25 protein-coding genes are annotated in these 25,680 nt (G+C 56.0%); 17 read left to right on the top strand and 8 right to left on the bottom strand.

Annotation, left to right across the window (positions count from 1 at the left end; all coding sequences use genetic code 11):
- Positions 1–86: 86 nt before the first annotated feature.
- Positions 87–1,583 (bottom strand): arylsulfatase, encoded by a 1,497-nt coding sequence (locus tag SH421x_RS05670; RefSeq protein WP_488854431.1) that lies wholly within the window; start codon positions 1,581–1,583, stop codon positions 87–89.
- A 204-nt stretch (positions 1,584–1,787) separates the two neighbouring features.
- Here SH421x_RS05670 and SH421x_RS05665 point away from each other — a divergent pair, with 204 nt between their 5' ends.
- The 3 genes from SH421x_RS05665 (at position 1,788) to SH421x_RS05655 (ending at position 3,659) form a co-directional block, all read left to right on the top strand.
- The gene (locus SH421x_RS05665; RefSeq protein WP_488854430.1) at positions 1,788–2,309 is read left to right on the top strand and encodes a 3'-5' exonuclease family protein; all 522 of its coding nucleotides are present in this window, start codon (positions 1,788–1,790) and stop codon (positions 2,307–2,309) included.
- 136 nt (positions 2,310–2,445) lie between these two features.
- A complete protein-coding gene (locus tag SH421x_RS05660) occupies positions 2,446–2,646 on the top strand; it encodes a hypothetical protein (RefSeq protein WP_488854429.1) in 201 nt (66 codons plus the stop codon).
- Between the two features lie 383 nt (positions 2,647–3,029).
- Positions 3,030–3,659: a hypothetical protein gene (locus SH421x_RS05655; RefSeq protein ID WP_488854428.1), complete on the top strand. Its 630-nt coding sequence runs from the start codon at positions 3,030–3,032 to the stop codon at positions 3,657–3,659.
- A 27-nt stretch (positions 3,660–3,686) separates the two neighbouring features.
- Here the strand turns inward: SH421x_RS05655 and SH421x_RS05650 are convergent, their stop codons facing one another.
- From SH421x_RS05650 to SH421x_RS05630, 5 genes are all read right to left on the bottom strand, one after another.
- Positions 3,687–4,433, bottom strand: a complete 747-nt coding sequence (locus SH421x_RS05650; protein WP_488854427.1) for a tetratricopeptide repeat protein — start codon at positions 4,431–4,433, stop codon at positions 3,687–3,689.
- Positions 4,434–4,656: 223 nt separating this feature from the next.
- Positions 4,657–5,142 (bottom strand): hypothetical protein, encoded by a 486-nt coding sequence (locus SH421x_RS05645; RefSeq protein WP_488854426.1) that lies wholly within the window; start codon positions 5,140–5,142, stop codon positions 4,657–4,659.
- Between the two features lie 323 nt (positions 5,143–5,465).
- Positions 5,466–6,227 (bottom strand): NYN domain-containing protein, encoded by a 762-nt coding sequence (locus SH421x_RS05640; protein ID WP_488854425.1) that lies wholly within the window; start codon positions 6,225–6,227, stop codon positions 5,466–5,468.
- A gap of 95 nt (positions 6,228–6,322) precedes the next feature.
- Entirely contained in the window at positions 6,323–7,591 is a 1,269-nt protein-coding gene (locus tag SH421x_RS05635) for a dihydroorotase (RefSeq protein ID WP_488854424.1), read from the bottom strand.
- A gap of 8 nt (positions 7,592–7,599) precedes the next feature.
- Entirely contained in the window at positions 7,600–8,559 is a 960-nt protein-coding gene (locus SH421x_RS05630; protein ID WP_488854423.1) for an aspartate carbamoyltransferase catalytic subunit, read from the bottom strand.
- A 177-nt stretch (positions 8,560–8,736) separates the two neighbouring features.
- On the opposite strand from SH421x_RS05630, the gene SH421x_RS05625 reads away from it, so the two are divergent.
- The 13 genes from SH421x_RS05625 to SH421x_RS05565 all read left to right on the top strand — a co-directional run bounded on the left by SH421x_RS05625 (position 8,737) and on the right by SH421x_RS05565 (position 23,963).
- Positions 8,737–9,786: a beta-ketoacyl-ACP synthase III gene (locus SH421x_RS05625; RefSeq protein ID WP_488854422.1), complete on the top strand. Its 1,050-nt coding sequence runs from the start codon at positions 8,737–8,739 to the stop codon at positions 9,784–9,786.
- Between the two features lie 452 nt (positions 9,787–10,238).
- Positions 10,239–11,174, top strand: coding sequence for a DUF1559 family PulG-like putative transporter (locus tag SH421x_RS05620; RefSeq protein WP_488854421.1), 936 nt, complete (start codon positions 10,239–10,241; stop codon positions 11,172–11,174).
- 78 nt (positions 11,175–11,252) lie between these two features.
- The gene (locus tag SH421x_RS05615; RefSeq protein WP_488854420.1) at positions 11,253–11,669 is read left to right on the top strand and encodes a hypothetical protein; all 417 of its coding nucleotides are present in this window, start codon (positions 11,253–11,255) and stop codon (positions 11,667–11,669) included.
- A gap of 477 nt (positions 11,670–12,146) precedes the next feature.
- The gene (locus tag SH421x_RS05610; protein WP_488854419.1) at positions 12,147–13,103 is read left to right on the top strand and encodes a DUF1559 family PulG-like putative transporter; all 957 of its coding nucleotides are present in this window, start codon (positions 12,147–12,149) and stop codon (positions 13,101–13,103) included.
- A gap of 66 nt (positions 13,104–13,169) precedes the next feature.
- Positions 13,170–13,661, top strand: a complete 492-nt coding sequence (locus SH421x_RS05605) for a hypothetical protein (RefSeq protein WP_488854418.1) — start codon at positions 13,170–13,172, stop codon at positions 13,659–13,661.
- Positions 13,662–14,017: 356 nt separating this feature from the next.
- Complete coding sequence (locus SH421x_RS05600) at positions 14,018–14,662, top strand: hypothetical protein (RefSeq protein ID WP_488854417.1); 645 nt, start codon at positions 14,018–14,020, stop codon at positions 14,660–14,662.
- 145 nt (positions 14,663–14,807) lie between these two features.
- The gene (locus SH421x_RS05595) at positions 14,808–15,482 is read left to right on the top strand and encodes a hypothetical protein (protein ID WP_488854416.1); all 675 of its coding nucleotides are present in this window, start codon (positions 14,808–14,810) and stop codon (positions 15,480–15,482) included.
- A 240-nt stretch (positions 15,483–15,722) separates the two neighbouring features.
- On the top strand, positions 15,723–17,150 hold the full coding sequence (purB, locus tag SH421x_RS05590; RefSeq protein WP_488854415.1) for an adenylosuccinate lyase: 1,428 nt from the start codon (positions 15,723–15,725) through the stop codon (positions 17,148–17,150).
- Positions 17,151–17,693: 543 nt separating this feature from the next.
- Positions 17,694–18,800 (top strand): leucine-rich repeat domain-containing protein, encoded by a 1,107-nt coding sequence (locus tag SH421x_RS05585; protein WP_488854414.1) that lies wholly within the window; start codon positions 17,694–17,696, stop codon positions 18,798–18,800.
- A 41-nt stretch (positions 18,801–18,841) separates the two neighbouring features.
- Positions 18,842–19,366 carry a hypothetical protein gene (locus SH421x_RS05580; protein WP_488854413.1) on the top strand — a complete coding sequence of 175 codons (525 nt, stop codon included), beginning with the start codon at positions 18,842–18,844 and terminating at the stop codon, positions 19,364–19,366.
- Entirely contained in the window at positions 19,363–20,085 is a 723-nt protein-coding gene (locus SH421x_RS05575; RefSeq protein WP_488854412.1) for a phytanoyl-CoA dioxygenase family protein, read from the top strand. Before SH421x_RS05580 ends, SH421x_RS05575 begins: the two co-directional genes overlap by 4 nt.
- Before the next feature lie 250 nt (positions 20,086–20,335).
- The gene (gene nagB, locus SH421x_RS05570) at positions 20,336–22,237 is read left to right on the top strand and encodes a glucosamine-6-phosphate deaminase (protein WP_488854411.1); all 1,902 of its coding nucleotides are present in this window, start codon (positions 20,336–20,338) and stop codon (positions 22,235–22,237) included.
- Positions 22,238–22,445: 208 nt separating this feature from the next.
- Entirely contained in the window at positions 22,446–23,963 is a 1,518-nt protein-coding gene (locus tag SH421x_RS05565; protein WP_488854410.1) for a sialate O-acetylesterase, read from the top strand.
- Between the two features lie 34 nt (positions 23,964–23,997).
- On the opposite strand, the gene SH421x_RS05560 is transcribed toward SH421x_RS05565, so the two are convergent.
- Positions 23,998–24,378: a hypothetical protein gene (locus tag SH421x_RS05560; RefSeq protein ID WP_488854409.1), complete on the bottom strand. Its 381-nt coding sequence runs from the start codon at positions 24,376–24,378 to the stop codon at positions 23,998–24,000.
- 219 nt (positions 24,379–24,597) lie between these two features.
- Positions 24,598–24,783 (bottom strand): Flp family type IVb pilin, encoded by a 186-nt coding sequence (locus SH421x_RS05555; RefSeq protein ID WP_488854408.1) that lies wholly within the window; start codon positions 24,781–24,783, stop codon positions 24,598–24,600.
- Positions 24,784–25,028: 245 nt separating this feature from the next.
- Here SH421x_RS05555 and lexA point away from each other — a divergent pair, with 245 nt between their 5' ends.
- Positions 25,029–25,649, top strand: coding sequence for a transcriptional repressor LexA (gene lexA / locus SH421x_RS05550; RefSeq protein ID WP_488854407.1), 621 nt, complete (start codon positions 25,029–25,031; stop codon positions 25,647–25,649).
- Positions 25,650–25,680 lie beyond the last annotated feature (31 nt).

Genomic DNA, 25,680 nt, shown 5'->3' with positions numbered 1-25,680 from the left:
AAATGCAATCGACGTCCAACTTGTTGCGTGACTCCGTTCTCAAGATGGACGCCGGCTTGCCAATTCCCCTTGCATCTAGCGCCGTATTACAACTTCGGCGGAACCCAAGCCGGAATTCCCTCCGCTTTCTCCTGGGCGTAGTACGCTTCAAAGAACGGTTTGGTCGGTGACATCTCCGCCGTCTCGTTGACCATCATTGGGCGTGTATCTTTCCACCACGCCGCATAGGCGGTCTTCATCGCTGCGGCGACGTCGGGGTGCTGGTCGATGACGTTGGTCTTTTGACCAGGGTCCGCTTCCATGTCAAACAAGGCGTTTTCGCCGACCAGGCGATACTTTTGATTGCGGACGGCGAAGTTTTTCCACTGATAGTTGTTGGGCTCTTCACCGGTTTTCCAGCGGCCTTGATGGGTGAAGAGGTAGCGATCTTTCCAATCGGCGTTTTCGTTTTCGACCAGCGGCAACAGGCTGCGACCTTCGACCTGACCTGCCGGCAACTGGGCGCCGGCCAATGCGGCGATCGTCGGGAAGACGTCGATATGTGCTGCGATCTTATCAACGTCACGGTTGGGCGTGATGTGCCCATCCCAGCGAACGAAGAACGGGACGCGAACGCCTCCTTCCTCACTGGAGCCCTTCAAGCCTTTCATGTCGGCGTTATAGGGATACAAGACCTTGCCATCGGCAGTCTTGCCAATCGGCTTGCCCAGTCGACCTGATCCGCCGCCGGTCATGCCGTTGTCCGACATAAAGATGACCACGGTGTTGTCGAGCAGCTTCCACTCTTCTAACTTCGCCATTAGGCGGCCGACATTGTCGTCGATATTTTCGATCATGCCGTAGAAGCCAGCTTCTTCTTCGCTGAAGCCCATTTCTTTGAATCGTTTTTTATCCTTCTCCGGAGCGAGAAAAGGTCCATGCGGCGCGTTGGTTACGATGTAGGCGAAGAACGGTGCGTCGGTCTCTTTCTTTTCCTGGATCCAGCCGAGGGCGGCCGTGAAAAAGAGATCGGTGCAAAAGCCTTGGGTTTTGACAAACTTGCCGTTATGACGAATCGCCGGGTCAAAATATTTGTTGCCGGGCGCATCGGCGCAACTGCAATCGTACGCCTGACCAATGCCGCCGGCGCCGTGGATGAACGCTTCGTCAAAGCCGCGGTGATTTGGTTGATATTCATCCTCGTCACCGAGATGCCATTTTCCAAAGATCCCGCTGGTGTAGCCTGCCTTCTTCAAAGTCTGCGGTAAGGTCACCGCGTCTAGAGTCATTCGCTCACGTTCCAGGATCGTATGGGTCACCCCGTTACGCATCGGATGCCGACCGGTCATCAACGCAGAGCGGGTCGGAGCACAAGTCGGCGCGACCAACATTCGCGTAAAGCGCACGCTGGTGTCGTACAACTGATCCATATTAGGCGTCTCAATCCAAGGATGCCCATGCCGGCCCACCGGCGCGAAACCTTGGTCGTCGGTCATGATCAAAATGACATTGGGTTTGGCGCCAGCCAGGTCGGCGGCTTGGCTGGTTAGCGGCATGCACCCGATGGTTAAGACGAAAAGGAGCAGTGGGTGGACTTTGGGCATGAGATTTCTTTAGCGGGTGCGTTTTGGCAAGACGAAGTGGGGGCTGAGTCCTCTATTGTAAAAGGAAATCGCCGCCGATCGACAACTTTTTTTTGCTGCTTGAGATCGTACTAGAGCGAACCGTAGTAGCTCTCGCGCGTCAGTTGTGGCTAATCTGATAAAGAAATAACGAAAGAATGTAGGAATGAATTAGGAAAATCAGGCATGAGTTACTTCATGGTCGACATCGAAGCAGACGGACCGATCCCGTCTGACTACTCGATGATCTGTTTTGGCGCAGTGCTGGTCACGCCGGGGCTCTCGCAAACTTTTTATGGGCAACTTCGCCCGATCTCGGAGAAGTGGATACCAGCCGCACTGGCGGTCAGCGGGTTCTCACGTGAAGAGACGCTGCAGTTTGCCGATCCGAAGGCAGAGATGGAGCGGTTTGCGGACTGGATCGGCGAGACCTCAAAAGGTCAGCCGATGTTTATCTCTGACAACAACGGCTTCGATTGGCAGTTTATCTGTTGGTACTTCCACCACTTTGTGGGGAGAAACCCGTTCGGGCACAGCTCCACGAATCTGGGCTCGCTTTACAAAGGAATGCAAAAGGACTGTTTCGCTAACTTCAAGCATCTACGGAAGACCAAGCATACGCATCACCCGGTGGACGACGCCAAAGGAAACGTCGAGGCGCTGCTGCGGATGAAAGCAGAGCTAGGGCTGAAGATTCGCTTGGATTAAAGCGTCTAGCTGTCCGGCGATCCGGTATGATCGCGCCAAGCCGTCATTCGCCGTGAGAAAGTGATTTTCACCCAAGTTTCCCCTCAGCGAGCGTCGATACCCTGAGATAAGCGACACTGTTTTTGAAGGGGTAAAGATGACAGGTATAGATCCGGCAATCTCGAGCGTTCTGGCAGCCAAAGATGCGCAAACGCGCTCACAGATTGCCTTCGCCGTTGCGAAACAAGGACAAGACTCAGTCAAGCTGCAAGGCGAAGCGTTGGTCGCACTGATCGAATCGTCTGGCAACATCGGTAAAGAGGCGGGCAAAGGGAATACGCTCGACGCACTCGGCTAAAACGCCGCAGCGCAAGTGGTCGATTGACGGCCATTCAAACGATTAAATCAAGGTCGCGACGAGTTGCTCTTCGCGGCCTTTGTTGTTTCTTGTTCGCCTCTCTATGTCGATTGCAAAGCAACGTCTAGTCGCGCAACGAACGCGCTCGACAAGCTCAACTACAGGCGTTTGCACCGCTGGTGACTTCGGTTGCTGCTGAGAAAATTTGCAGCGCCGTAGGCTTGAAAGTTATTGCCTTTCTATAGAGCGCTCGTTAGTCTAAAAGAGTTACGTGAGCGCGCGGCTCTTTGGAGACAAGACGCACGCGTGGTGTTCAGCACTTCTTTGTGGAAGTAAACCAAGCTCGAACATCCGTTTTGTCTACGTTGTTGGTGAGGCTTTGAATGTCGGACGTTTATCGCAACTATCTCGAAACACCTACTAGCCAGGGCTTCTCCCAGCTACAGGTCGAGGTAGCCGCGGAGCCCGATTTTGATCCGCAAGGTTCGTTCGTCTTCGATTTAGAAGCGGCGTGCGAGCGCGGCGACTTTCGCGAAGCGTATTGGCGAACCTGCGAAATGCCTTTCGCATGGGTTGCGAGTCCCGCCGCCCACTTCTTTGCTGGGATCGCGGCCAACGAAATGGGCTGCTACGGAGAGGCCGACCTCGAGCGTTTTCTCTTTCAAACCATGCTGGAAGGCCTGCTCGCAACCGGTGACGGAACCGCTGCGGCGCCCTACCAAATCACCCATTTGTCGGACGAAAACGACATCTTGGCCTATTACAGCGTCTCGCGGGGGAGTTCGCGTCCCACCAAACAACAGTTGCAGCGGCACGCCGATCGGCTGATTGATGTAGTACAGATCGATGCCGTCCAGTGTGGGAGCGAAGAGAACGCGTTGGCGATTCACTTTGACGTCACCAACTTGGCTGGCGTGCTGACAACCGCAACCGTACGGACGCGCCCGGTTTCTAAATTTCGCTCATTACTAGCGAAAAATCGCTTGGGATTTGAGAAGCGCGCGGCGTTCTAAACATCAAAACAAGCCGCTTTCCGCTTTTTAGTACCGCTGCGTCGTGTTCGGATTCTGCACGATGCGCGTGTCACCAGCAGGGGCGAACGGCGTATCGGCTTGCACCCCTTGGCGGGTCAAGGTCGCAACCCGCGTGCTGACGCCGTCTTGGAAGCTATTCAGTTGCAGCGAGCGCTGGTAGTTGGCCAAAGCCTGATTGAGATCGCCTGATTTTTCTCGCAAACTTCCCAAAGCAGCCCAGGCACGCGCATTGTTCGCGTCAATCGCGACCGCTTGATTCAATTGAGTCAGTGCCGACTGCTCATCTCCGAATTCTTGATAGAGTCGCGCCAACTCGATCTTGGGATCGGCGGAACTTGGATTTTGCTGCGACCAACGTTCCATCAGCACGTAAGCGCGATCAGGCTGCTTGGTGTCAATCAGCATGACTGCGAGAGCACGATGGCACTCGACATGATTGGGATCTTGGTCCAGACAACGGTTATACAGATCCTCGGCCTGCTTCAGCATCGCCGGATCATTGTTGGTTTTGGCCATCTCGTGATAGGTGGCCGCCATGTTGTACAGCGCGTCGGCGTTGGTCGGGTCATTGGCCAGTGCGTTGTGAAAATGATTCACAGCCGCCATCGGTTGGCCCGCTTCGACGGCGCGTACGCCGGCGACGTTGGAGCTGCTGGCCGCCATTTGGCAGCCGCTACAGGCCGTCGCCAACAGCAAGGCGCCCAAGGGAAGCCAGTAATTGGCCGAATTTCGCTCGTTTGATGGTTCGCTCACGTTGCGAGCCCTCATGGTTGGTGTGCTAGATCGCTTTGCTGTCATCCCCGGGACCCCAGGGCGAATCAACAAGTTAGCCGCAGAGAATCTCTCCGCGCGTGGGGAGAGTAGAGAGATTATTTCACCAAAGCAAGAGAGAATCGCTCAAGAAACAAAACAGGAAGACCGAGGGGACGGCCTTCCTGTTTCGTTGGTAGCAAGCAGTGATAGCGATTTGCGTCGATTATTCGCTGACTTCTTCGAGGCTCGACAGTTCGGCATCGGCCGAAATTTCTTCGCTGACGGGCATATCGTAACCGCCAACTGACTTCTGGTAGCCCAGCCCCTTCAATACTTCCAGCACTTCGCTGCAAGTCGGGAACATGCGGCCGCTGGTTCGCTTATAAGCGTCCAACGCTTGCATGAATTCGATTTCTTCGTTGTTGTAGTCCCGTTCGCAGGTGGTCGGATCAATCTGACGACGACGCGTCACTTTGGCTCGGCGTTCTAGAGCGACCGGCTCTTCTTTGCGACGGCGATCAATCGTCACTTCTTTTTCGGCAGCTGGCTTGGTCTTGACGGTTTCTTCCTTGGTCGCGGCTTTGGTCGTGGCCCGTTTCTTGGGTGCAGCCGCCTTCGGGCTCCGCTTTACTTCAGTCTTCTTCGCAGGGGTGCTCTTTTTCGCAGCGGTCTTACGCGAGGTCGTCTTGACGGTTTGGGTTTTGGCCACGAGCAGGATCTCCAACGGACGCGAGAGGGGGGAAGGAACGTGTCGGTTACAAAGTATGGGATCGGAGTTACATGTGGCTAAAATGCAACATCTAGGCAAAACGTGCGATTTGCGTAGCTGTGCCGGTTGGTCCGGTTTTTACGGATCAGGCGAGAGCGCACAATTATGCCGACCAGAGGCAGGCACGACGGGAGAGAAGCACTTGGAGAGTTGCGTGCCATGGCTCTGTGAGCCGTGTGAAGCGTCGAGCGATTCGAACGAAGATATCCGTGGCACGCGAAAATTGAGTGTCGCAAGACGGATAGCGTCTGCCAAATGGCGACTTAACGCGGCGGCTTGCCATCGTCGTCAAAGAACTCGCGAGCAATCTGGTCGAGATAGTCGGCCGGGAAGATCGAGCCTCCCAGTTGCTTGCCCATGGTTCGGAGATCGTCTTCAAAGTCATCGGGAAACGGATTTTCGTGCTCGGGCTTGCCCTGATCCTCTATTCCGGCCGGCGCGGCTTGGCCGGGTGGGGTGGTCTTGGGAGGAGCTGGCTGCGCGGTGGGATTCCGCAGCGGTTTCAGTTCGCGAGCAATTTGATCGACGTCGACGTTAGAAAACTCGTGCATCCAGCGTGCGACTTCGGACTGCGATGGCGGGGCCTGGGGTTTGGCCGGCAGTTGGGCCGCTTTGTTTTGCGCGTGACGCTTGCGCCGCATCAAGCTGATCCATTGCCCGCTATCGATAGCGGTCGCTTTGCGGCGACGTGCGGCGCGCTGGACGCGATGATCGCTAGAGACAACCGTCAGCCGCTTGGGGGCCGAATGATGCTCGATCAGCTCTTCGATCATCTCGTCGGCGTCGGCATATTCTGAGGCGAAGTGAACCACGATGTCGTAGTAACGCACCGTGCGCGGCAAGCCGGGGGGCGCTTTGGCCGAGTCGAAGACGACGACGGTCTGGCGAATCTCCTGCTCGTCAACGACCGAACGAATCAGCTCGAGCAGCATCAGCCGATCTTGCTCGAAGGTACCGCCGCCATCCAGCGAACTGACCACGCCGGCCGCGTAAAGCAAGTTGTAGCCGTCGATGATCAAAGGCATGAGTCGAATCCGCAGAGAAGAAGGAAGCCTGCGCGGAATTCTACGTTCTCTGAGCCAGCGCATCGACCCAAACTGAGCGGTTTTTCAAGTTCTGACTACATCTTCACGACGCCGCCGACAATCACGCCGATCGCTTTGCCCGTTAATTGCCAGCCGTTAAACGGACAGTTAGAGCTGCGAGAAGCAAATTTGGAAGTATCCACCGTCCACTGCAAATCGGGATCAATGATCGTGACATCGGCGTCCGCGCCAACCATCAAGCTCCCTTTGGCCACGCCCAATATCCGCGCGGGAGTGGTGCTTAGCTTGTCGATCGCCTGACTCCAGGTCAGATGCCCGGGCTGCACCAGCTTGGTCGCAGTCAGTCCCAGCGTCGTCTCCAGCGCGACCATCCCAAAGGGTGCGTCGGTCATCTCGTGCATCTTTTTTTGCGATGCCCGCGGTGCATGACCGCTAGAAATGACGTCGATCGTCCCATCTTTCAAAGCGGCGATGCAGGCCGCCACGTGCTCGGCCGAACGGAGCGGCGGATTGACTTTGCAGTTGGGATCAAACTCGCGCAGCGCTTCATCCGTCAGCGAAAAGTTGCAAGGATGAATCTCGGCGGTCGTCCGAACGCCACGCGTCTTGGCGCGACGCAAGATCTCGACGGTTCCGCTAGAGGAGACGCTCATCAGGTGGAGCCGCCCCCCGGTGGTTTCGCACAAGCAAATATCGCGGGCCGCCATCACCTCTTCGGCAGCGGCCGGAATCGGCGCCAAGCCCAGCACCAGCGAGACCATGCCGTCATGCATGACGCCGTTGTGCGTTAACTCGACCAATTCGGGCCGATTGAGGACTGGCTTGTCAAACATCTGCGTATATTCGAGCGCGCGACGGAGCAACTCGGGATTGGTAATCGCGTGGGATGCGTCACTAAAGCCGACGGCGCCTGCTTCGACCAACGTGCCGATCTCGGACAGTTGCTCTCCCTTGCGGCCGCTGCTGACGCAGGCGATGACAAACACGTTGCACTTGTCGGCACGGGCCGCTTTGTGGCGGACATATTCGATACTCGCGGGCGAATCGAGCGGGGGCTCGGTATTCGGAATGCACGCAATCGAAGTAAATCCGCCGGCAATCGCCGCCGCCGCGCCACTGGCGATCGTCTCGTCTTCTTCCCATCCAGGCTCGCGCAGTTGCACGTGCATATCGACCAGCCCAGGCGCGATGATCTTGCCGGTCGCATCGATCACATGGTCGGCGGAAGTCTCTTGAGTATCCAGCGAAGCGACAACCCCGTCCTTCAACAAGACGTTGGTCACGCAATCGAGTTGTTGACTCGGATCGATCAGGCGACCGTTTTTCAGCAAGATCGTCGACATAGGTTTTTCTACCGGGGCGCCTTGGTGACCAGATACAACGCGGCCATCCGCACCGCCAGACCGTTGTTTACTTGATGCAGGATGACCGATTGCGAGCCATCGGCGACTTCCGGCGTCACTTCGACTCCGCGATTGATCGGGCCGGGAGCCATGATCAAGATATCTGACTTGGCCCGCTCCATCCGTTCGCGATTCATCGCATACAGCAGCGCGTATTCACGCACTGAAGGAAAGGGACGCGTATATTGCCGCTCGAACTGAATTCGCAGCAAGTTCAAAACGTCGCACCGCGCGACGATGTCATCCAAGTCGTGCGAAACTTCAACTCCCAACTTTTCCCACTGTTTGGAAACCAGCGTCGACGGCCCGCAGACAATCACATGCGCGCCTAGCTTTTGCAGGCCCCAAATGTTGGAGCGCGCGGTGCGGCTGTGCGCGATGTCGCCGACCAGCGCCACGGTCAGCCCGGCGACCGTGCCACGATGTTGCCGGATCGTCAAGATATCGAGCAGCCCCTGGGTCGGGTGTTCGTGCGGACCATCGCCGGCGTTAATCACGCAGCAATCGAGATTTTTCGCCAACATTTGCGGCGCACCCGGCGATCGATGCCGGATCACCATCGCATCGATTTGCATCGATTCGATCGTTTTGGCGGTATCCAGCAACGTTTCTCCTTTGGAGACGCTGCTGCTAGAAGCCGAGAATTCGACGCTATCCGCCCCCAAACGGCGAGCGGCGAGCGAGAAACTGGTTCGCGTGCGGGTCGAATCTTCAAAAAAGAGGTTAACCGAAGTTACCCCCGCTAATGTCGGCAATTTGTCTTTACAGTCGCGAGTTACGTCTTTAAAACGCTGAGCGACGTCTAGCGCCGTGGTGATTTCGGTGGCGGAGAGACTCTCAAGGTCAAGTAAGTGCCGCCGCGTCCATTGGACGGGGGGAGACTTCAATTCCGGGGGAAGTTCGATCATCGTGTCATATTGGTTGGCTACCGAGCGATTGCTGGCGTGAGATTTTAGGCGGTATCACGGGGACCAGCAACCAGACGCACGTAAGTGGGAAAATCGATCGAAGCTTGTTATACTGGCAATTCGCTCCCAATGGGCAATTCGCGTCTGAAGTTTGCATTCCCCAGGAATTCTCCGTACATGCCGTCGGTTAGCTCGACTGCCTTAAATGGGCAGTCTGTGACACAACTCTCGAATCGTAGTCCGTTACGGCAGCTACTTGGCGTGCAAGTTCTCGGCGTCGGCAGCTTTGTGCCTGAGACTATTGTCAAGAATGAAGATCTGTCGTCATTGGGCTGCGATCCAGATTGGATCGTGCAGCGGACCGGCATTAAAGAGCGAAGGCACGCTCCTTCAGATATGGCGACCAGCCACATGGCCTACGCGGCCGCGGCTGCGGCGATCAAAAATGCCGGAATCAGCGCCGACGAAATCGATCTGATCGTTGTCGGCACGTTTACGCCGGACATGCCGACCCCTTCGACGGCTTGCATCTTGCAAGATCGGCTGGGGATCCGCTGTGCGGCGATGGATGTCAGCGCCGCTTGCGCCGGTTTTATGTACGCGATGATCACGGCCTCTCAATTTGTGCGCTGTGGAACCAGTCACCGCGCACTGGTCGTCGGCGCCGATTTGTTATCACGAATCGCAAATCCCGACGACAAACGAACCTATCCCTTGTTTGGCGATGGCGCCGGCGCTGTCGTTTTGGGCGCCGGAACCGCGGAACAGGGATTTCTCTCCTACACGCTGGGGAGCGAAGGAGAAGGTGGCGAACTCTTGTGCGTTCCCGGCGGTGGTTCGGCCCAGCGACTCGACGAACAAAGCCTGGCCGCTGGTCTTGGCTTTTTGCACATGGATGGCCGTAGCGTTTTCAAATGGGCCGTCCGCGTGATTACCGACAGTATTCAAGATGTACTGACCCACGCTAATCTGACCGCTGACGACATCTCACTAGTCCTGCTGCATCAAGCCAACGTCCGCATCATTGACGCCGCGTGCGAGAATCTTGGTTTCGATCGCACCAAGGTGGTGATCAATCTCGATCGCTACGGCAATACCTCCGCCGGCAGCGTCCCGCTGGTACTGGACGAAGCGTATCAAGCCGGCAAGATCCGCCGCGGCGATCACGTCCTGCTCTCCGGCTTTGGCGCCGGACTCTCTTGGGGTACGGCGATCATGCGCTGGTAGGGGATCGCCTACCAGCTGGCAGGCGATCTTTGCTCAGGCTTTTGCTGGCAACCTGCAGTCAGCTATGCCCGAATAGGGCTGCGCTATCTAGTAAATTAAGCCGTTATGTGCGCTAACCATGCCCTGGTTTTGCTAGGCCCAAAAGTATGGTTTGATGCGGGATTAAACTAATAGCAGCAGGATGCCTTTCTTTTACGCAGCGGTAATTACTCACGAGTTAAAGCGGCATTCCGCGATTCTACAAAAAACTACGTTCCGCAGCTTTTAACTACAACAGTTTATCCCTTGCCCTCCGCATCCCCCCGCGTGGAAGCACAAAATTTTTATTTCGTGTCTAGTCCCTGCTGTTTGGTACGGAAGTTGATACTTCGTGCAAACTGAACCGGCAATGGCATCGTCCATTTCTTGGTTCCTGCCAGTCATTCCTACCATTCCATCAAGGGTATCTTTCCATGCAGCGTCATCACCGGATAGCTTCCGGCTTCACTCTGGTCGAACTGTTGGTTGTGATCGCGATCATCGGCGTCTTGATCGCACTTTTACTTCCGGCCGTTCAACAAGCGCGCGAAGCGGCGCGGCGGGTTCAGTGCCGTAACAACCTCAAACAGGTTGGAATCGCAATCCACACTTATCACGACACCTTTGAGAGAATGCCCACCTACAAAAACAGCGGCAATTGGGGTTGGGGGGCTCAGTTGTTGCCGTTTATGGAACAGACCAATCTGTATGACACGATCGGCGTCAATCAATTCACCTTCCCTCAAGCGGTCGACGGTACGGCTGGCGCCAATGCGACGGCGGCGTTGTCGACGGTGATCTCTAGCTTGCGATGCCCTTCGACCACAGGCCCTGTCAGTTATACGAACGCTTCGGTTGAATATGGAGCAATCAGCTACGCAGCCAGCCGAGGCTTTGGTCAGGCTGGATGGGATGAGGACAAAGCCGCCAACACGGGCGCGGTCAATGTGACCGGCTTGAACTTCTCCGCCATCACGGATGGCCTGTCAAACACGTTCGCCATGGGCGAAACCTCGGCAAAATTTGGGGACTGGACCAGTGGTCCGCGGGGCTGGGCTTTTTGGGCCGGAACGCCGGGCAATAGCTATCTCGAACGACAGAACACGCTCTCGCGATGCCTCTCTTTTCCGATGAACGCGACCGATCACTGGGGCTTCGCCAGCGCTCATACCGAAGGCGCTTTTTTCACCTTCTGCGATGGCTCGGTTCAGTTCATTTCTGAAGACATTGATTTCGACAAAAACGGCGTCGCCAACGGTTGGTATGGCGGCGATACGGTCAATACCGCAATCTACGCCAATGCCAGCGGCATGGGCGCCTATCAACTGCTCGGCATCCGAAATGACGGGCAAACCGTCAGCCTCCCCTAGCCTCAGTCGATTGCCTTGGAAAAATAATTTTGCGCCGATCCACGGCGCGAGCGGCGCCCAATCAAAGTGAAAACAGCTATGTTCAAGTCCAGTTCTTCGGCTCTCGTCGCGCTCCTCTCGCTGATCGCGATCGGAGGCTGCAGCAATCGTAACCAAGCCGGTTTAGGGACCGTCACAGGGGTCGTGCTTGTCGATGGGCAACCAGCCCCCGCAGGTCTCAAGCTCGAATTTGATCCCCTCGAGCAAGGCGTTCGCGGCAGCACCGCCGTCACCGACGCATCCGGTCGCTACGAAGCCGTCTATTCGCTCTCACGCAACGGCGTTCGCCACGGCGAATGTCTCATCAAGCTTGTCCCGCCTGAGACCGCTCCGCCGACTCGTGGGAAGCAGCGGCAACTACCCTTCCCCGACCAGTACTACGAGGAGATCCGCCAAGTGAAGATCGATTCAGGGCATCACACGATCGATCTAGAAATCTCCATGACCAGCTCCTAGCGGAATGGTTAACCTTTGCGACAGACTGCTGGCCAGTCGGTCTCTTCCACAGATTTGCGATCCCACGCCGAGCCCTCACTGCTCGGCGTTTTTTTTTGCGCGAAGGCTCGATCGAGCATGCTCAAAAAAACGGTCTCGCCGCAAAATAAATCAATTGAGACCTTCTATTTGTCCCCTCTAGCGTTCTGAAATGACTTATTTGCATGCATAACTGCCTTCCGATTGCGCAGTAGCAAATTCTATGCAATCTGAGCAATAAATGACCATGACGCGATATATCCACCCATTCGCGTTGGATTAGGCCAAAAGCCCCCTTCTTCCAGACGGGGAGACCTCCGGCAAATGAACCAATTTCCCGCTATTCGTCACTTTTTGGCATTCATTGGAACGGATTTTGTTATTAAGGCTTTCCACGAAGTCGCCTCTTCACATTGCGTTTTCGTCGCCCACTATCCTTATTCGTTATGAGGTCTATCTATGTCTCGCTATCGTTTTCATCGCAATGGATTCACGCTGGTCGAACTGCTGGTTGTTATCGCTATTATCGGAGTTCTAATCGCACTTTTGCTTCCGGCTGTGCAACAAGCCCGTGAAGCGGCGCGCCGTTCGTCTTGCCAAAACAATCTGAAGCAGTTGGCTTTGGCCTGTCACATGTACCACGACACGTACCAAAACATGCCGTACGGCGAAGCGAAAACCGTGACCTGGAAGCTCTCCATTTTGCCCTACATCGAACAAAGCAGCTTGTCCGATCAGTTTGACTGGAACGTCAGCTTTAAAAGCGATGAAGACACCGTCAATTCCAACTTGCTCAACGGCGTGATCGTGAATGCGTTCAATTGCCCTTCCAATGTAAAACCCAAAAACAACAACAACGTCTTTGGCCGCAATCCTCGTCTTCATCAATATCACAGCTATGTTGGCATCAACGGCGCACTCAACGAATCGGCGCCCGCCAACAGTGCTGACTCGGGAAAATGCCGCAGCTGGTACGGCTGGAAATGTGACAACGGCGCCTTTATGTACAACGAGATCACCGGATTCCACTCGTTTACTGACGGCACCTCCAACACACTCTTGATCGGCGAAATTGCAGGTCGCGATCTGACCGTCGCCAACACCGGCGACAACGTCTACGGTATGACCGGCGGTTGGTCAGGCACCGGCAGTACCGGTAAGTGGGACACCAACAACGAAGTCGGAGGCGGCGGTATCGTTGCGATCCAAGACGCGCCCAACGCGACGTGCAGCAATCGATCGGGCTTCAATTGTGACGCGTGCTATTTGACGTCGGTCATGGTCAACTCCGAACATCCCGGCGGCGCCCAATTCGCCTTGGCGGATGGTTCAGTACGCTTTATCACAGATACCGTCAACTTAATCCAATTCCGACGGATGGCGATGAAATCGGATGGCCAGGTGCTCTCGCAATAACCACGGAGTCACCTGTGCAATTGAATCTAATCCAACCCAAAATCATCGCTGAAAGTCACCAATCCAATGCTGATCATTCACTTTCGTTCTATCATGCTGGCCCTGTTGCTGCTCAGCGCAGCAAGCCTGGGCTGCTCACAATCGAACAGCGTTCAACAAGTGAACGTGCAAGGCTCGGTCCAACTGGACGGAGCTCCGCTGGCCGATGTGGTCGTCCGCTTTTACAGTCCCACCGGCGGCGGTGGCGGATTCAACACCACGGCGGAAGGAAAATTTAAATCCCAACAGCCGATCAAAGTTGGCGCCTACAGCGTCGCGTTGGTCGCTCCGGCATCATCCCCCGGAGCCGGAGCCCCGACGACCGGTCCGCTGGCCAAAATTCCTGCTCACTTCTGGTCGGTCAAAGACAGCGGCTTAGAAGCAACCGTGACCAGCGAGGGGACCAATGAATTTTCCTTTGATATTTCGTCGCACGACAAGCCGCCAGCCGGTTTTCGCGCTCCGCGTCCTTCCGCCAAAGGCCCCACTTTGATCGCTCCGGTTTCGACCGATTCCTAGCCAAATCGATCATGTCACTTCCTCCTGAAAAACGCCGAGCATCACCTGCTCGGCGTTTTTCTATGCACCTGCTCGCCGGGGCCACCATCCACCGCTCATGGCCGTTCTGTCTCGCTCTGAGAATCTTGTTGTCAGGTTGATAGCATTTCGCCCCGTGGCGCCCTTCAAACTTGCCCAGCCCGGTCGTTTTGCAAAAACTTCAAAATCCGTAAACACATAACCTACCGAGAGTTACATAATTTAGCCACGTTTGATGGCAGCTTTTGGCGCCAGCGATGCCATTACCTAACTATGATGCCGGACAGCAATGTTGCTGACCGAAATAGTTTGGGGAAAAACGCTGGGAACCTTTCGTCATGAAACGCCAAATCGCCTTTTTAACGCTTGCTGCGGCCCTATTGTTCGTCGCGCCTCAACTGGCCAACGCCGCCCCCTACTGGCAGCACCAGGCTCGACTGGCCAGCGATACGAACGAACTGCACCGAGCGACTCATCGTTTGCACAATTTGATTCATCACCGGGTCGGCTTCTCGCACTTGGATGACGAAGCGCATCACCTAGACGAAGCAGCCGCACACTTCGCCCAAACCGCTCGCCAGGGAGGCAGTTTGTCGCACCTGCGGCTTGACTTCAAAGCTGCATCGCGCGAACTGCAACATGTCCAGTCGTTGATTGTTCACGCTTGCCAGGTCCGCAATGACTGGATGGTTCAGCAAGCATGGGCCGACGTCGAACGGGCCTTTGACCGAGTTTACTACGACCTCTACTCCACTCACTGCAGCTATGTGACCTATCCGTGCCAGATCGGCGGCGCGACGCATCATGACGGACACGACCACCCCGGCCACAACCACGGTCATGCTGGCCACTTTCCCGGCAAAGTCGCCCCTTTTCCCAACAATCAGATCAGCGGATCGATCCGGATCGGTCGACTCACCATTCAGACCCGACAGGTCTTTTCCGACCCCAGCCCGGCGTGGAACAACCGTTTCCACAAATAGGCTTTTTTAATAGCAGCAGCGCTGCAAATGTAAACCGCGAGCCGACCTCCCCCGCAGGGAGCGTCGGCTTTTTTTATTGCGAGAATTCTGGTTGCGCCTCTAGAATCAATTCGAGAGGGGTAACTTTCACCGGGAGAGGAAACCAATGAAAACTGCATCCCTTGCACTGCTGCTGGCCACTTTGCTGACCAACTCGGCCGCCGCACAAAATCTGTTCCTAAATCAACATCGGATCACACCCGATGCGACCCAACTAGAACATGCGGCCGCGCGACTAGGCGCCGAGCTGATCTCGGCCAATCAAACGCAACTCGCATCGGCCGCCAATGCGCTGGCCTCTCTGTGCGAGCGTTATCGTCAAAACGCCGCGCGACAGGCCAACCCCTATTACCTGCAACGCGAGTTCCGCGGCATCTCGATCGCCTACAAAGATCTCGAGCAGTTTCTCGACAGTCGGTTGCCAGAGCCGCGTCCGTATGTGATTCGGACCGCTTGGCAAGATCTGCAAAGATCGTACGACCAGCTTTACCTTGACCTGTTTGGCTACGACGCGATCGATCCTTATTTCGGCCAACATGCCGACTTCGCCGCGACCCCGCCGATGACCTACTTTCGACCGGCAGTCCAGCTGCGCTCGTACTATTATCAGACTCCACGTGTTTATGAATATGTAGAACGAGAAACGACCCGCATCACGCCGGCCATCCCGTATCGCACAGCGCCATGGACTACGACGCCGCAGCCAGCTCCGACCGTTCGTCCCCAACCGCGTCGAGAACCGTTCGACTTGGTCCCGTCAACATCGGCGCTTGATCTGTAAAGTAGCGCCGCGGCTTCTTTTCAGTCTGAAAGATCGAGAACATGGCTATTTAACGGCAGGAAAGCTGATCAGCAGTCATTTGTGATCTCAGGAACGTGTCGCTTCCCTTGTATTCAGTGCTCGTTCCGTGGTATCCGGTTCCCATCTCCGTTTCCCACTTCGGGCCCTGACCAAACGCGGCGTTTCTGGCTAAAATACAGGCTTTCCGCCCTTGTTTCGCTTTACGCTGTGGATCCGCCGATGTCGCACGACCAATACGAAAACCCGCTGATTTCTCGCTACGCCTCGAAAGAGATGAGCCAAATCTGGGGCGCCCAGCGTAAGTTCAGCACTTGGCGTAAGCTGTGGATCTCTCTGGCCGAAGCCGAGCAAGAGCTGGGTCTGCCGATCAGCGACGCCCAAATCGCCGAGCTGAAGCAGCACATCGACGACATCGACTTTGACAACGCCGCGAAGCACGAAAAGGCGCTGCGTCACGATGTGATGGCGCACGTTCACGCGTACGGCGATCTCTGCCCCCAGGCCAAGGGAATCATTCACCTGGGCGCAACCAGTTGTTACGTGACCGACAACGCTGACCTGATCTTGCTGCGCGACTCGCTGCATCTGATCGAAAAGCGTCTGGCCGCGGTCATTTTGAAACTGGCCGATTTCTCGCACCAGCATCGCGCGCTCCCATGTCTTGGCTTCACCCACTTGCAGCCTGCCCAGCCAACCACTGTCGGCCGCCGCGCTTGTTTGTGGAACTACGACCTGGTGATGGACCTGCAAGAGTTAGAGCATCGCCTGCAAACGCTGAAGGCCCGCAGCACCAAAGGGACGACCGGTACCCAAGCGAGCTTCCTGACGCTGTTTGACGGCGATCACGACAAGGTCCGTCAGCTAGAACAACGCGTCTCCCAGAAGATGGGCTTCGAGGCGACCTACGCCGTCACAGGGCAAACCTACTCGCGCAAGATCGACTCGCAGGTACTCGACGCACTCAGCGGCATCGCCCAGTCAACCCACAAGATCGCTACCGACCTGCGGATCCTGTCGCATCGCAAAGAAGTGGAAGAGCCGTTTGAAGAAAAGCAAATTGGCTCGTCGGCGATGCCCTACAAGCGCAATCCGATGCGCAGCGAACGCATTTGTGCGTTGGCCCGCTTTGTGATGAGTCTGCAATCGAGCGGCGCCAACACGTTGGCGACCCAGTGGATGGAGCGCACGCTGGACGATAGCGCCAATCGCCGTTTGACGTTGCCGCAATCGTTTTTGGCGATCGACGCGATCTTGATCATCCTAGAAAACGTCGCCAGCGGCATGGTCGTTTACCCGGCGATGGTCGCGAAGCACTTGAACGAAGAGCTCCCGTTCATGGCGACCGAAAACATCTTGATGGCGGCCGTTTCCGCAGGCGGAGATCGCCAAGAGCTGCACGAAAAGATCCGTGAACATTCGATCGCCGCCGGAGCCGTCGTCAAAATGGAAGGCAAACCGAACGACCTGCTCGATCGCTTGCAAGCTGATCCGGCCTTCCCTCAGCTCGACATGGAAAAAGTGCTCGAGCCGTCGCAATACGTCGGCCGCTCGCCTGAACAGGTTGATGAGTTTCTCGCAGAGATCATCGCGCCGATTCGTCATCGCTATGAGTACCGTCTGGCGAAAGCGGAAGAGCTGCGGGTTTAGACGGTAATTGGAGAGCGGGAAATGCGAGTCGGCGATTTCGATTGGCCGGCTTCTTCTTTGGGCCAAGGGGCTGGGCTAGTGGCGCTCGTCGCGACTGCGACGGATCCCTAGTAGACACGAGAATGCAGCGATAACGTTTGAGATGAATCGCTGCGAAATCTCGCTGCTTGGCTAATTTCTTGGTAAGATCGAACGCTTTCCTACCTCTCTTCCGTCAAACGCTTCTTTGAATCGTTCGCCATGGATCATGTCAGGTCAGAGCCATCCAAGCAGCGACGCAATTGGAGACGCTTTTCGCTGCGGACTCTGCTCATTGTGATGGCGATATCGGGCTTGATTTTTGGACTGCTCGGGCGGGCCGTTCACCAAGCCCACCGCCGCGATCAGGCGTTAGCCGCCCTGCGTCGCGTCGGTCTGAGTATCGATACCGAAATGGGGGAACGGGAACTGTCCTGGAGCATTGACAAATTTCTACCCGAGAAACTTACTTCTAAATGGGCCCACGTCTGGGCGATAGCGTCTAGGCCACAATTTCAACCAAGCATGTCGCCTGATCGTGACACGGAATTGAAAGCGCAGGGGATCACTCCGTTTCAGGAAAGCGAGCTTGTACACCTCAATGCGCTCGGGGAGGTTTTGGGGCTCAATTTAGAGTATGCGCCAGTTACTGACAGCGGTTTGGTGCATCTCAAAGGTCTGACCAGTCTGCGATTTTTGTGGCTGAATCGTTTCCACAACGGCAACGATCCGAACCACCCCAATTCATTGTATCAACCGCAGATTAGCGACGCCGGTCTGGAGCATCTCACTGAGCTTCGCAGTCTCAATGCGCTCGGTCTGACGGGCTCTCAGATCACCGACGCAGGTCTCACGAAGCTGCTCTTGCAACTCGATCAATTGGAATACCTCTACCTCGGCGACACGACGATTGGCGACGATAGCGCTACCGCGATCGCACAGCATAATAATCTACATGGTCTTGACCTAGAGAGAACGCAGATCACCGATATTGGCTTGGGCCAAATGCTGGCCAACTCCAACGAATTCATTGTCCTAAACCTCGACAAAACCAAGGTAACTGACGCCAGCAGTCCGGCAATTGCCAAGCAAATAAACCTGGAGACTCTCTCGATTGCCGAGACGAGATTCACCGATGCCGGTTTGATAAATGTGCTAACCAACTCCAACCAGTTGGTCATTCTCAATCTGAACAAGACGAATATAAGCGACGCCAGCATCCCGGCGATCGCACAGCAACAAAGTTTGCAATATATATCGATCGGGGAAACGCAGATTACCGAGACAGGCGTGACCCAACTGCTGACCAAGCTCGATCACATGCGAGGCCTCGACGTTAGTCGACTCAAACTGAGTGACGCTAGTATTACGGCCATTGCGCGGCAAACAAAACTGCACAACTTACTGCTTTCAGGGACGCAAATTTCAGATGCAGACTTGACCAACCTGCTAACCAAGCTTGATCTGTTTAGTAGGCTCGATATCAGCCAAACCAAGATCAGCGACGCCAGCATCATGACGATCGCGACTCAAAAGCAATTAAATTCGTTAGACATCCGTGATACTCAAATCACCGACGCAGGCATCAAGCGATTGCAGCAACTACTGCCAGCGTGCAGAATCAAACGTTAGTTTCGGCGTCGCCAACGCACCAAGTGAAACCGCTCATCGCAATGAAATTAAAACTTTCACTCCTGATCGTCGTTGCACTGATCGCTACGAGCTTGGGGATCGCCTACTATCTGCGGCAACCAGTTTCGTTGTCGCCGCCTAGCAAAGTGACCATCAACGGCATCTCCACTGACGATCCGGCGGCGCCGCAATACCAGGCATTTATCTTTTTCGATGGCCAGCAGCCGGTGGTCGCCTATTTACTTCGCCTGCCGGCCGAAACGAAACGAGCCAAAGGGAGTGAGGTTCGCACTCTCCTACAATCCGAGGTCGAGCGGCGAATGACCAATCTGGCCCGCATCAACGGCGAATACGTGTTATTCGCTGGGGAAGCGGTCGGTGAGAAGCAACCGATCTCTATGCGTCCCGAAGAGTTCGAACGACTCTTCGATATTCGCAACGGGTGGTTGAACAGTAAACCCCCGTACGACGCATTGGGAGAGATTTGGGATAGTCACGTCGCTTCACACCTCGAAGTTCCGAGTGCCGCGTCCGATCCATCGCGACCTGAAGCAGGCCTGAAATGAATGTCGCTTTGCAACGCTTAGAACAAGACGGATTCGCAATCCTCCCTTCCCCCTTCTCCACGCAGGAACTCGATCAGATCACCGCCGATCTAACCGCCGCAATTGACCAATCGCAGCGCGACGGAGAGTCGATCCGCACGCGCGCCGGCGCCGCCTATGCGGCTCGCAATGTGATGTCGATCTATCCCGCCGCCGCTCAGGTGTGGCGCAAGCCAGTGCTTGTTGAGCTGTTGCTCGAAATCCTCGGCCCAACCTCTGGCCTGGTCCGCGTCCTTTACTTCGACAAGCCGCCACAGCAAACCTGGTCGCTCCCTTGGCACAAGGATCTGACGATCGCCGTGCGTGAGCATATCGCAAAGAGCTTACGATACGTCAAGCCGACCAACAAAGCCGGCGTACCGCATGTCGAAGCGCCGCTAGAGCTGCTGCAGCAGATGCTGACGCTGCGTATTCATCTGGATGATGTTGACGCCGAGAATGGCGCCCTCCAAGTGCTTCCCGGTTCCCACCACAGCGGCAAAGCGCCGGCTAGCGGTACGCCCTGCCTGATCCAATGTCAGCGCGGCGACGTGCTGGCGATGCGGCCGCTCCTGTCGCATGCCAGCGGCGAGTCGCAGCCCGGCACGCAGCGTCATCGGCGGATCTTGCATCTCGAATTTGCGGCGTCACCGATCCTAGAAGAGGGATTCGCCTGGCAGACATTCGAGCCGCTGTTGTAGCATCCCACCAACTTGCGACCTACCGCCTTGCAGCCGACAATGGGTCAATCGTCGCGGCGGAAATTGAAATTTCCGCAAATTACGGCGAATCGCAGCGGTTTTCTCCCTTCACCAGACCCGCGTTTTCTCGGCAAATATGCTGCTCGGCACAGAGACGCGCTTCCGGCGCAAAGGCGAGACTGGAGCCATTATTTTCCACCATGCATACTCAATGGTTCGGTAACTGCTCGATGCCCTGACCTGGAATTCTATGATTCAAAACATGACCAACAGCGCCTCGTTGCCGACCGCGGCCCCCGTCCGCGGCGTGCGCATCCCCACTTTCACCTTTCACACCAGCGAAGAACTGGCTCGGCACGTCGCCCGGATTGTGGCCAGCGTGATTCGCGAGCGTAATTCTTACGGCCAAACGGCGGTTTTAGGACTGCCGACCGGATCGACGCCGACCGGCGTTTATCGCGAACTGGTCCGCATGCACCAAGAGGAAGGACTCGATCTGTCGAACGTCATCACGTTCAACCTGGACGAGTACTACGGCATCTGCCCCACGCAGTTGCAAAGCTATCACCGCACCATGCACGAGGTCTTTTTTAACCATGTGAACGTGCCGGCCGCGAACATCCACATCCCCGACGGCAACGTCCCGCATCACGAGATCGAAAGCTACTGCCGCGAGTACGAACGCCAGATTGAAGCGGCCGGCGGTATCGACTTGATGCTGTTGGGCATCGGCGGCAACGGGCACATCGGTTTTAACGAGCCGTTCTCGATCCGCAACAGCCGCACGCGTCTGTGCACACTTGACCCGGTCACCCGCAAGTCGGCCGCCAGCGATTTCTTCCAGGAAGAAAACGTTCCGACCAGTGCGATCACCATGGGGATCGCAACCATCATGGACGCGCGGCGGATCTTGGTATTGGCGCTGGGCGAAGGCAAATCAAACGTCATTCGCGAAACGGTCGAAGCGGCGCCATCGGATCGCATCCCGGCCAGCTTTCTGCAAGATCATCCCGACGCCCAGGTATTGATCGATGAGGCGGCCGCTAGCAAGCTGACCGACATTCAAACTCCCTGGGCTTTGGGAAGCGTTGAGTGGGATGAAGCGCTGATAAAGAAAGCGGTCATCTGGCTCTGCCAACAGACAGGCAAGGCGCTACTGAAGCTCGACGACGACGACTTTCGCAAATTCAATTTGCATCAGTTGCTGCGACATCACGGCCCAGCCGGTCCGCTGGCGCATCGCGTCTTCAAGTGGATGCAAGAGACGATCGAGTATCACCCTGCCGGCAAGCAGCGAAAGAAGACGATCTGCTTCAGCCCGCATCCTGACGATGACGTGATCAGCATGGGCGGCACGTTGATTCGCCTGATTCAAGATGGTCATGAGGTTCACATCGCCTACATGACCAGCGGCAATATCGCCGTCTTTGATCATGACGCCCAACGATACGCCGACTTCGTCAGCGAATACAACCGCATGTTCGGCGTCGACGGCCAGCGCTCGCTGCAAGTCGAACAGGAAGTCGCCGGATCACTTGCTTCTAAAAAGCCAGGCGAACCTGACATCCCGTCAGTGATGAACATCAAAGGTTTGATCCGTCGTAGCGAAGCCAAAGCAGGCGCCTTGAAAGTCGGTTGCCTAGAACAGAACCTGCACTTCTTGGACCTGCCGTTCTATCAAACCGGCACCGTCTCAAAGAACCCGCTGGGGCAAATCGACGTCGACATCATCTATGATCTGCTGATGAAAGAGCAGCCAGACCAGGTTTACATCGCCGGCGACTTGTCCGATCCGCATGGCACGCACCGCGTTTGTGCAATGGCGATCTTCCGCGCGATGAAGCGGATCGAAGCCGAGACAGGCTCGCGCCCTGACGCGTTGCTTTATCGCGGCGCCTGGCAAGAGTACCCGCTGCATGAGATCGAAATCGCCGTGCCGCTGAGCCCCAGTGATATCACTTTGAAGCGTCAGGCGATCTTCATGCACGAGAGCCAAAAAGACCGCGCGTTATTCCCCGGCAGCGACCCCCGCGAGTTTTGGCAACGCGCCGAAGACCGCAATAAAGGTACCGCCGACAACTACAATCAAATCGGCCTCCCTGAGTACTACGCGATCGAAGCGTTTGTCCGTTGGAACGGGGTGCCGCTGTAAAAAAAAGCGGAAACGCGAAAGCGGAGAGCGGAAGGAAGAGCTGAAGAAATAGAACAGGGGCGACCTTCCAATCGAGAAACTGAGAGCCGCAGTCAATTGACTGCGGCTTTTTTTGTTACGCAAGTTGCGGATGTACAATGGCGACCGGCGCAGTGACAATGGTTGGGATTCACTTGCCTTGCCCCGCCGCTTTGAAAAATCGAGCCCCATGATGAATCCTCTCCATCTTGGCGTCCTGATACTACTGCTAACCAGCAGCACTACCATGGACGCGGCCGAAGTTCAGTTCGCGAAAATCTTTGCCGACAACATGGTCCTGCAGCGCGATCAACCGATCGTGATTTGGGGCAAAGCAAAAGGCGACGACGCACTGACGGTGCAGCTTGACGATCAATATGCTATCGGACTGGTAGACAGCAACGGTGACTGGTCGGTCACTTTGAAACCGCTTCCGGCAAACGCCGAAGGCATGAATCTGCAGGTCAGTTGCGGCGACCAATCGCAGATCATTAAAAACGTCGTCATCGGCGAAGTTTGGCACGCCAGCGGTCAATCGAACATGGCGATGACGGTTGGCGCGATGTCAGGCGAGCTAGAGAGCGTGAAAGCCGATATCGCTGCCGCTGACTTGCCCGCGATCCGCTTCTGCCGGATCGATGACGCTGAGTCGGCCGAACCATTAAGTGAGCTTCGCAACCAAGCAACTTGGACCGTCTGCAGTCCGGCGACGGTCTCGCACTTCTCCGGCGCGGCGTACTACTTTGCACGTCGCCTGCAACAAGAGCTTGGCGTGCCGATCGGCGTGATTGATTCTTCCCGCGGAGGAACGCCGATCGAACCGTTTATTCCAACCGCGGCGTTTGACTCGCATCCGACACTGCAGCGCGAGTTAGAACTGGGAAAACAGGTAGACCTGGGCGCGATTTGGAGAATGCCCGGCGGCGTCTATGCGCGTGACGCCAATTGGTTGCCGGGGCGATTGTTCAACTCGCGGACGGCGCCGATCACAAGGTTCGCGGCTCGCGGATTGATTTGGTACCAGGGCGAGTCGAACTGCGGCGTGCAAGAAGATCCGCGCGACTACCAATTCAAAATGCGAGCCCTGGTCAACGGTTGGAGAACGGCTCTGCAGAATGAAAAGCTGCCGGTCTATTATGTTCAACTTCCCGGCAGCGGCGCGGGTCCTGGTTGGCCTTACCTGCGTGAACAACAGCGACTAGCGGCCGATCTGCCGAATACCGGCATGGTAACCACGATCGACCTGCAGGGAGATGACATTCACCCGGCCAACAAAGTGGATGTGGGGCAGCGACTCGCCGGCTGGGCGATGGCCCAACAATACGGCAAACAGCTTCCCTACAGCGGCCCCATGTTCCAGCGGCAGGAGATTCAAGACGATCAAATCGTCCTCCATTTCCAGCATGCCGACAGCGGGCTGATGACCGCGCACAAGGAAGGCCTCAACGCACCACAAGAGACGCCCGACGCTTCGCCGACCAGCTTTGAGATCACCGACAAGTCAGGTGTCTGGCGCTCGGCAGCGGCCAAGATCACAGGACGAACGGTTATTGTATCCAGTAGCGAAGTATCCATGCCGATCGCCGTGCGTTATGGCTACGCGATAACGCCCAGCAACTGCAATCTCTACAACCGCCAAGGGCTGCCGATGGCGCCATTTTGCTCGCGGCCGGAGTTGCTGGAATATGATCCAGGGCTGCCGCAGTAGTTGCGGCAACAACTCCGTTGGTCATCTCCGTCGACTACTTCACTTCAAACTCAAACTTGGTGACCTTCGGCTCGGACTGATTGTTAGGGAAAACAACCGTGGTCGTCGCGGTGACCTTGCCTTTGCCGGTTAGTTTTAGGTCGTACTGTTTGACTTGCATGCCAAGCAGCGGATTTTCGCCGGAGACTTTTTTCACGAAGTAGATCATGTCCACTTCGGCCGGACCTTGGATCTCCATCTTGATCCGCGAGCCAGAGATCCCTTCGGCGGTGAGTCGGACATAGTCAGTTTCGCTGGCAGCGAACGGTTTGTCGTCGACCGGGACAACCACGTAACGTTCTTTGGCGTTCTGTGCAACGGTCGAACCGCATAACAAACCGACCAGCACAAACGCGGAAAGCATGGACTTCAACATGGCGAAACTCTAAACGATGGGGTGAAGGATCAAACAGCGGAGCGCCGCAAGCGCTGACGTCTCAGAAATGTAGCATGGTCGTGCGGCGATCCTACGCTGGGCTTCCGATTCAGCTCAATTTTAGCCGGCACACAATCGATATATCCCCAACCCAAAAAAAACCGCGGCCCCCAGGGACCGCGGTCATTTCATCGCAGCGGTGGTAAACGAGCAAGCGAGTTATTCGTAGATCGAAGCGGGAAAGGTTCGGGTGAACTCGTCGGTCGCGTTCTGATAGCCGGCTCCGACTTGCGTTCCCATGATGCCGATCGCCGTCAAACAAAGGACCAAAAACGCAAGCATCACCGCGTACTCAACCGCGGTCGGCCCGTCCTCGGAAAACAAGAAGCGAATCAAGTGAGACATGAGTTGGTTCCCGGACAAGTAGGATCCTGAATTGACGTGTCCCAGGAACCACCAGGATCTTTTGATGGAAGAAGGTTGGTTGTATTGGAAACTTAGTTCACAGTCGGCGAATTGGCAAAACAGTTAAAAAAGAAAGTTGACGCCAGCAGCAAGATTCGGTGTACAAATGCTATTGCAATATGTACAGCCGTATATTAAGCTGAATATTAGAAACCGCGAAGTCACCCCTACTGGAGATCGGCTTTATGGCCTCTTCCACCGCCGTCAGCGCACTTGACCAATTAACCCAACGCCAGCGTGACGTTTTTGGTTTTATCCGCGAAAAAATCGTCTCCCGCGGCTACGGACCAACCGTTCGCGAGATCGGCGAACAATTTGAGATCAGCTCACCCAACGGCGTGATGTGCCATCTGAAGGCGCTCGAAAAGAAGGGGCTGATATCTCGCGAACCCAACATGTCTCGCGCCATTCAATTGACCTGCGACGAAGTGGACGAAGTCGGCTTGCCGCTGGTCGGGCAGATCGCCGCAGGCGTCCTTCACGAAGCGATCGAGCAGAAAGAGCGGGTCGATTTCCGCGAGATGTTCGCCCGACACGATCAATTTGTGCTTGCTGTCAAAGGGGACTCGATGATCGAAGCCCACATCGAAGATGGCGACTATGTTGTCGTCCGCAAGCAGAATCACGCATCGACGGGCCAAATTGTCGTCGCCGAAACCGACGACGGTGAAGCGACCCTCAAATACTGGTTCCCCGAAAAGAACCGCATCCGTCTGCAACCGGCCAATTCGTCAATGGACCCGATCTACGTTAAAGACGCCAAGATCCGCGGCGTGGTGGTGGGCGTAGTGCGGAAGATGACGTAGCATTTTTCCCAGGGCTTCGTCCTGGGTTAGG

The organism is Blastopirellula sp. SH421 (genome assembly GCF_057808535.1).
Note: the sequence above shows the minus strand (reverse complement) of the source record. Positions and strands in the feature narration are given on the sequence as shown.

What these genes read in the sequence shown, in the direction of transcription:
- SH421x_RS05670 (WP_488854431.1), bottom strand. Translation starts at nt 1,583, where the DNA reads ATGCCCAAAGTCCACCCACTGCTCCTTTTCGTCTTAACCATCGGGTGC.
- SH421x_RS05665 (WP_488854430.1), top strand. Translation starts at nt 1,788, where the DNA reads ATGAGTTACTTCATGGTCGACATCGAAGCAGACGGACCGATCCCGTCT.
- SH421x_RS05660 (WP_488854429.1), top strand. Translation starts at nt 2,446, where the DNA reads ATGACAGGTATAGATCCGGCAATCTCGAGCGTTCTGGCAGCCAAAGAT.
- SH421x_RS05655 (WP_488854428.1), top strand. Translation starts at nt 3,030, where the DNA reads ATGTCGGACGTTTATCGCAACTATCTCGAAACACCTACTAGCCAGGGC.
- SH421x_RS05640 (WP_488854425.1), bottom strand. Translation starts at nt 6,227, where the DNA reads ATGCCTTTGATCATCGACGGCTACAACTTGCTTTACGCGGCCGGCGTG.
- SH421x_RS05635 (WP_488854424.1), bottom strand. Translation starts at nt 7,591, where the DNA reads ATGTCGACGATCTTGCTGAAAAACGGTCGCCTGATCGATCCGAGTCAA.
- SH421x_RS05630 (WP_488854423.1), bottom strand. Translation starts at nt 8,559, where the DNA reads ATGATCGAACTTCCCCCGGAATTGAAGTCTCCCCCCGTCCAATGGACG.
- SH421x_RS05625 (WP_488854422.1), top strand. Translation starts at nt 8,737, where the DNA reads ATGCCGTCGGTTAGCTCGACTGCCTTAAATGGGCAGTCTGTGACACAA.
- SH421x_RS05620 (WP_488854421.1), top strand. Translation starts at nt 10,239, where the DNA reads ATGCAGCGTCATCACCGGATAGCTTCCGGCTTCACTCTGGTCGAACTG.
- SH421x_RS05615 (WP_488854420.1), top strand. Translation starts at nt 11,253, where the DNA reads ATGTTCAAGTCCAGTTCTTCGGCTCTCGTCGCGCTCCTCTCGCTGATC.
- SH421x_RS05610 (WP_488854419.1), top strand. Translation starts at nt 12,147, where the DNA reads ATGTCTCGCTATCGTTTTCATCGCAATGGATTCACGCTGGTCGAACTG.
- SH421x_RS05605 (WP_488854418.1), top strand. Translation starts at nt 13,170, where the DNA reads ATGCTGATCATTCACTTTCGTTCTATCATGCTGGCCCTGTTGCTGCTC.
- SH421x_RS05600 (WP_488854417.1), top strand. Translation starts at nt 14,018, where the DNA reads ATGAAACGCCAAATCGCCTTTTTAACGCTTGCTGCGGCCCTATTGTTC.
- SH421x_RS05595 (WP_488854416.1), top strand. Translation starts at nt 14,808, where the DNA reads ATGAAAACTGCATCCCTTGCACTGCTGCTGGCCACTTTGCTGACCAAC.
- purB (WP_488854415.1), top strand. Translation starts at nt 15,723, where the DNA reads ATGTCGCACGACCAATACGAAAACCCGCTGATTTCTCGCTACGCCTCG.
- SH421x_RS05585 (WP_488854414.1), top strand. Translation starts at nt 17,694, where the DNA reads ATGTCGCCTGATCGTGACACGGAATTGAAAGCGCAGGGGATCACTCCG.
- SH421x_RS05580 (WP_488854413.1), top strand. Translation starts at nt 18,842, where the DNA reads ATGAAATTAAAACTTTCACTCCTGATCGTCGTTGCACTGATCGCTACG.
- SH421x_RS05575 (WP_488854412.1), top strand. Translation starts at nt 19,363, where the DNA reads ATGAATGTCGCTTTGCAACGCTTAGAACAAGACGGATTCGCAATCCTC.
- nagB (WP_488854411.1), top strand. Translation starts at nt 20,336, where the DNA reads ATGATTCAAAACATGACCAACAGCGCCTCGTTGCCGACCGCGGCCCCC.
- SH421x_RS05565 (WP_488854410.1), top strand. Translation starts at nt 22,446, where the DNA reads ATGATGAATCCTCTCCATCTTGGCGTCCTGATACTACTGCTAACCAGC.
- SH421x_RS05560 (WP_488854409.1), bottom strand. Translation starts at nt 24,378, where the DNA reads ATGTTGAAGTCCATGCTTTCCGCGTTTGTGCTGGTCGGTTTGTTATGC.
- SH421x_RS05555 (WP_488854408.1), bottom strand. Translation starts at nt 24,783, where the DNA reads ATGTCTCACTTGATTCGCTTCTTGTTTTCCGAGGACGGGCCGACCGCG.
- lexA (WP_488854407.1), top strand. Translation starts at nt 25,029, where the DNA reads ATGGCCTCTTCCACCGCCGTCAGCGCACTTGACCAATTAACCCAACGC.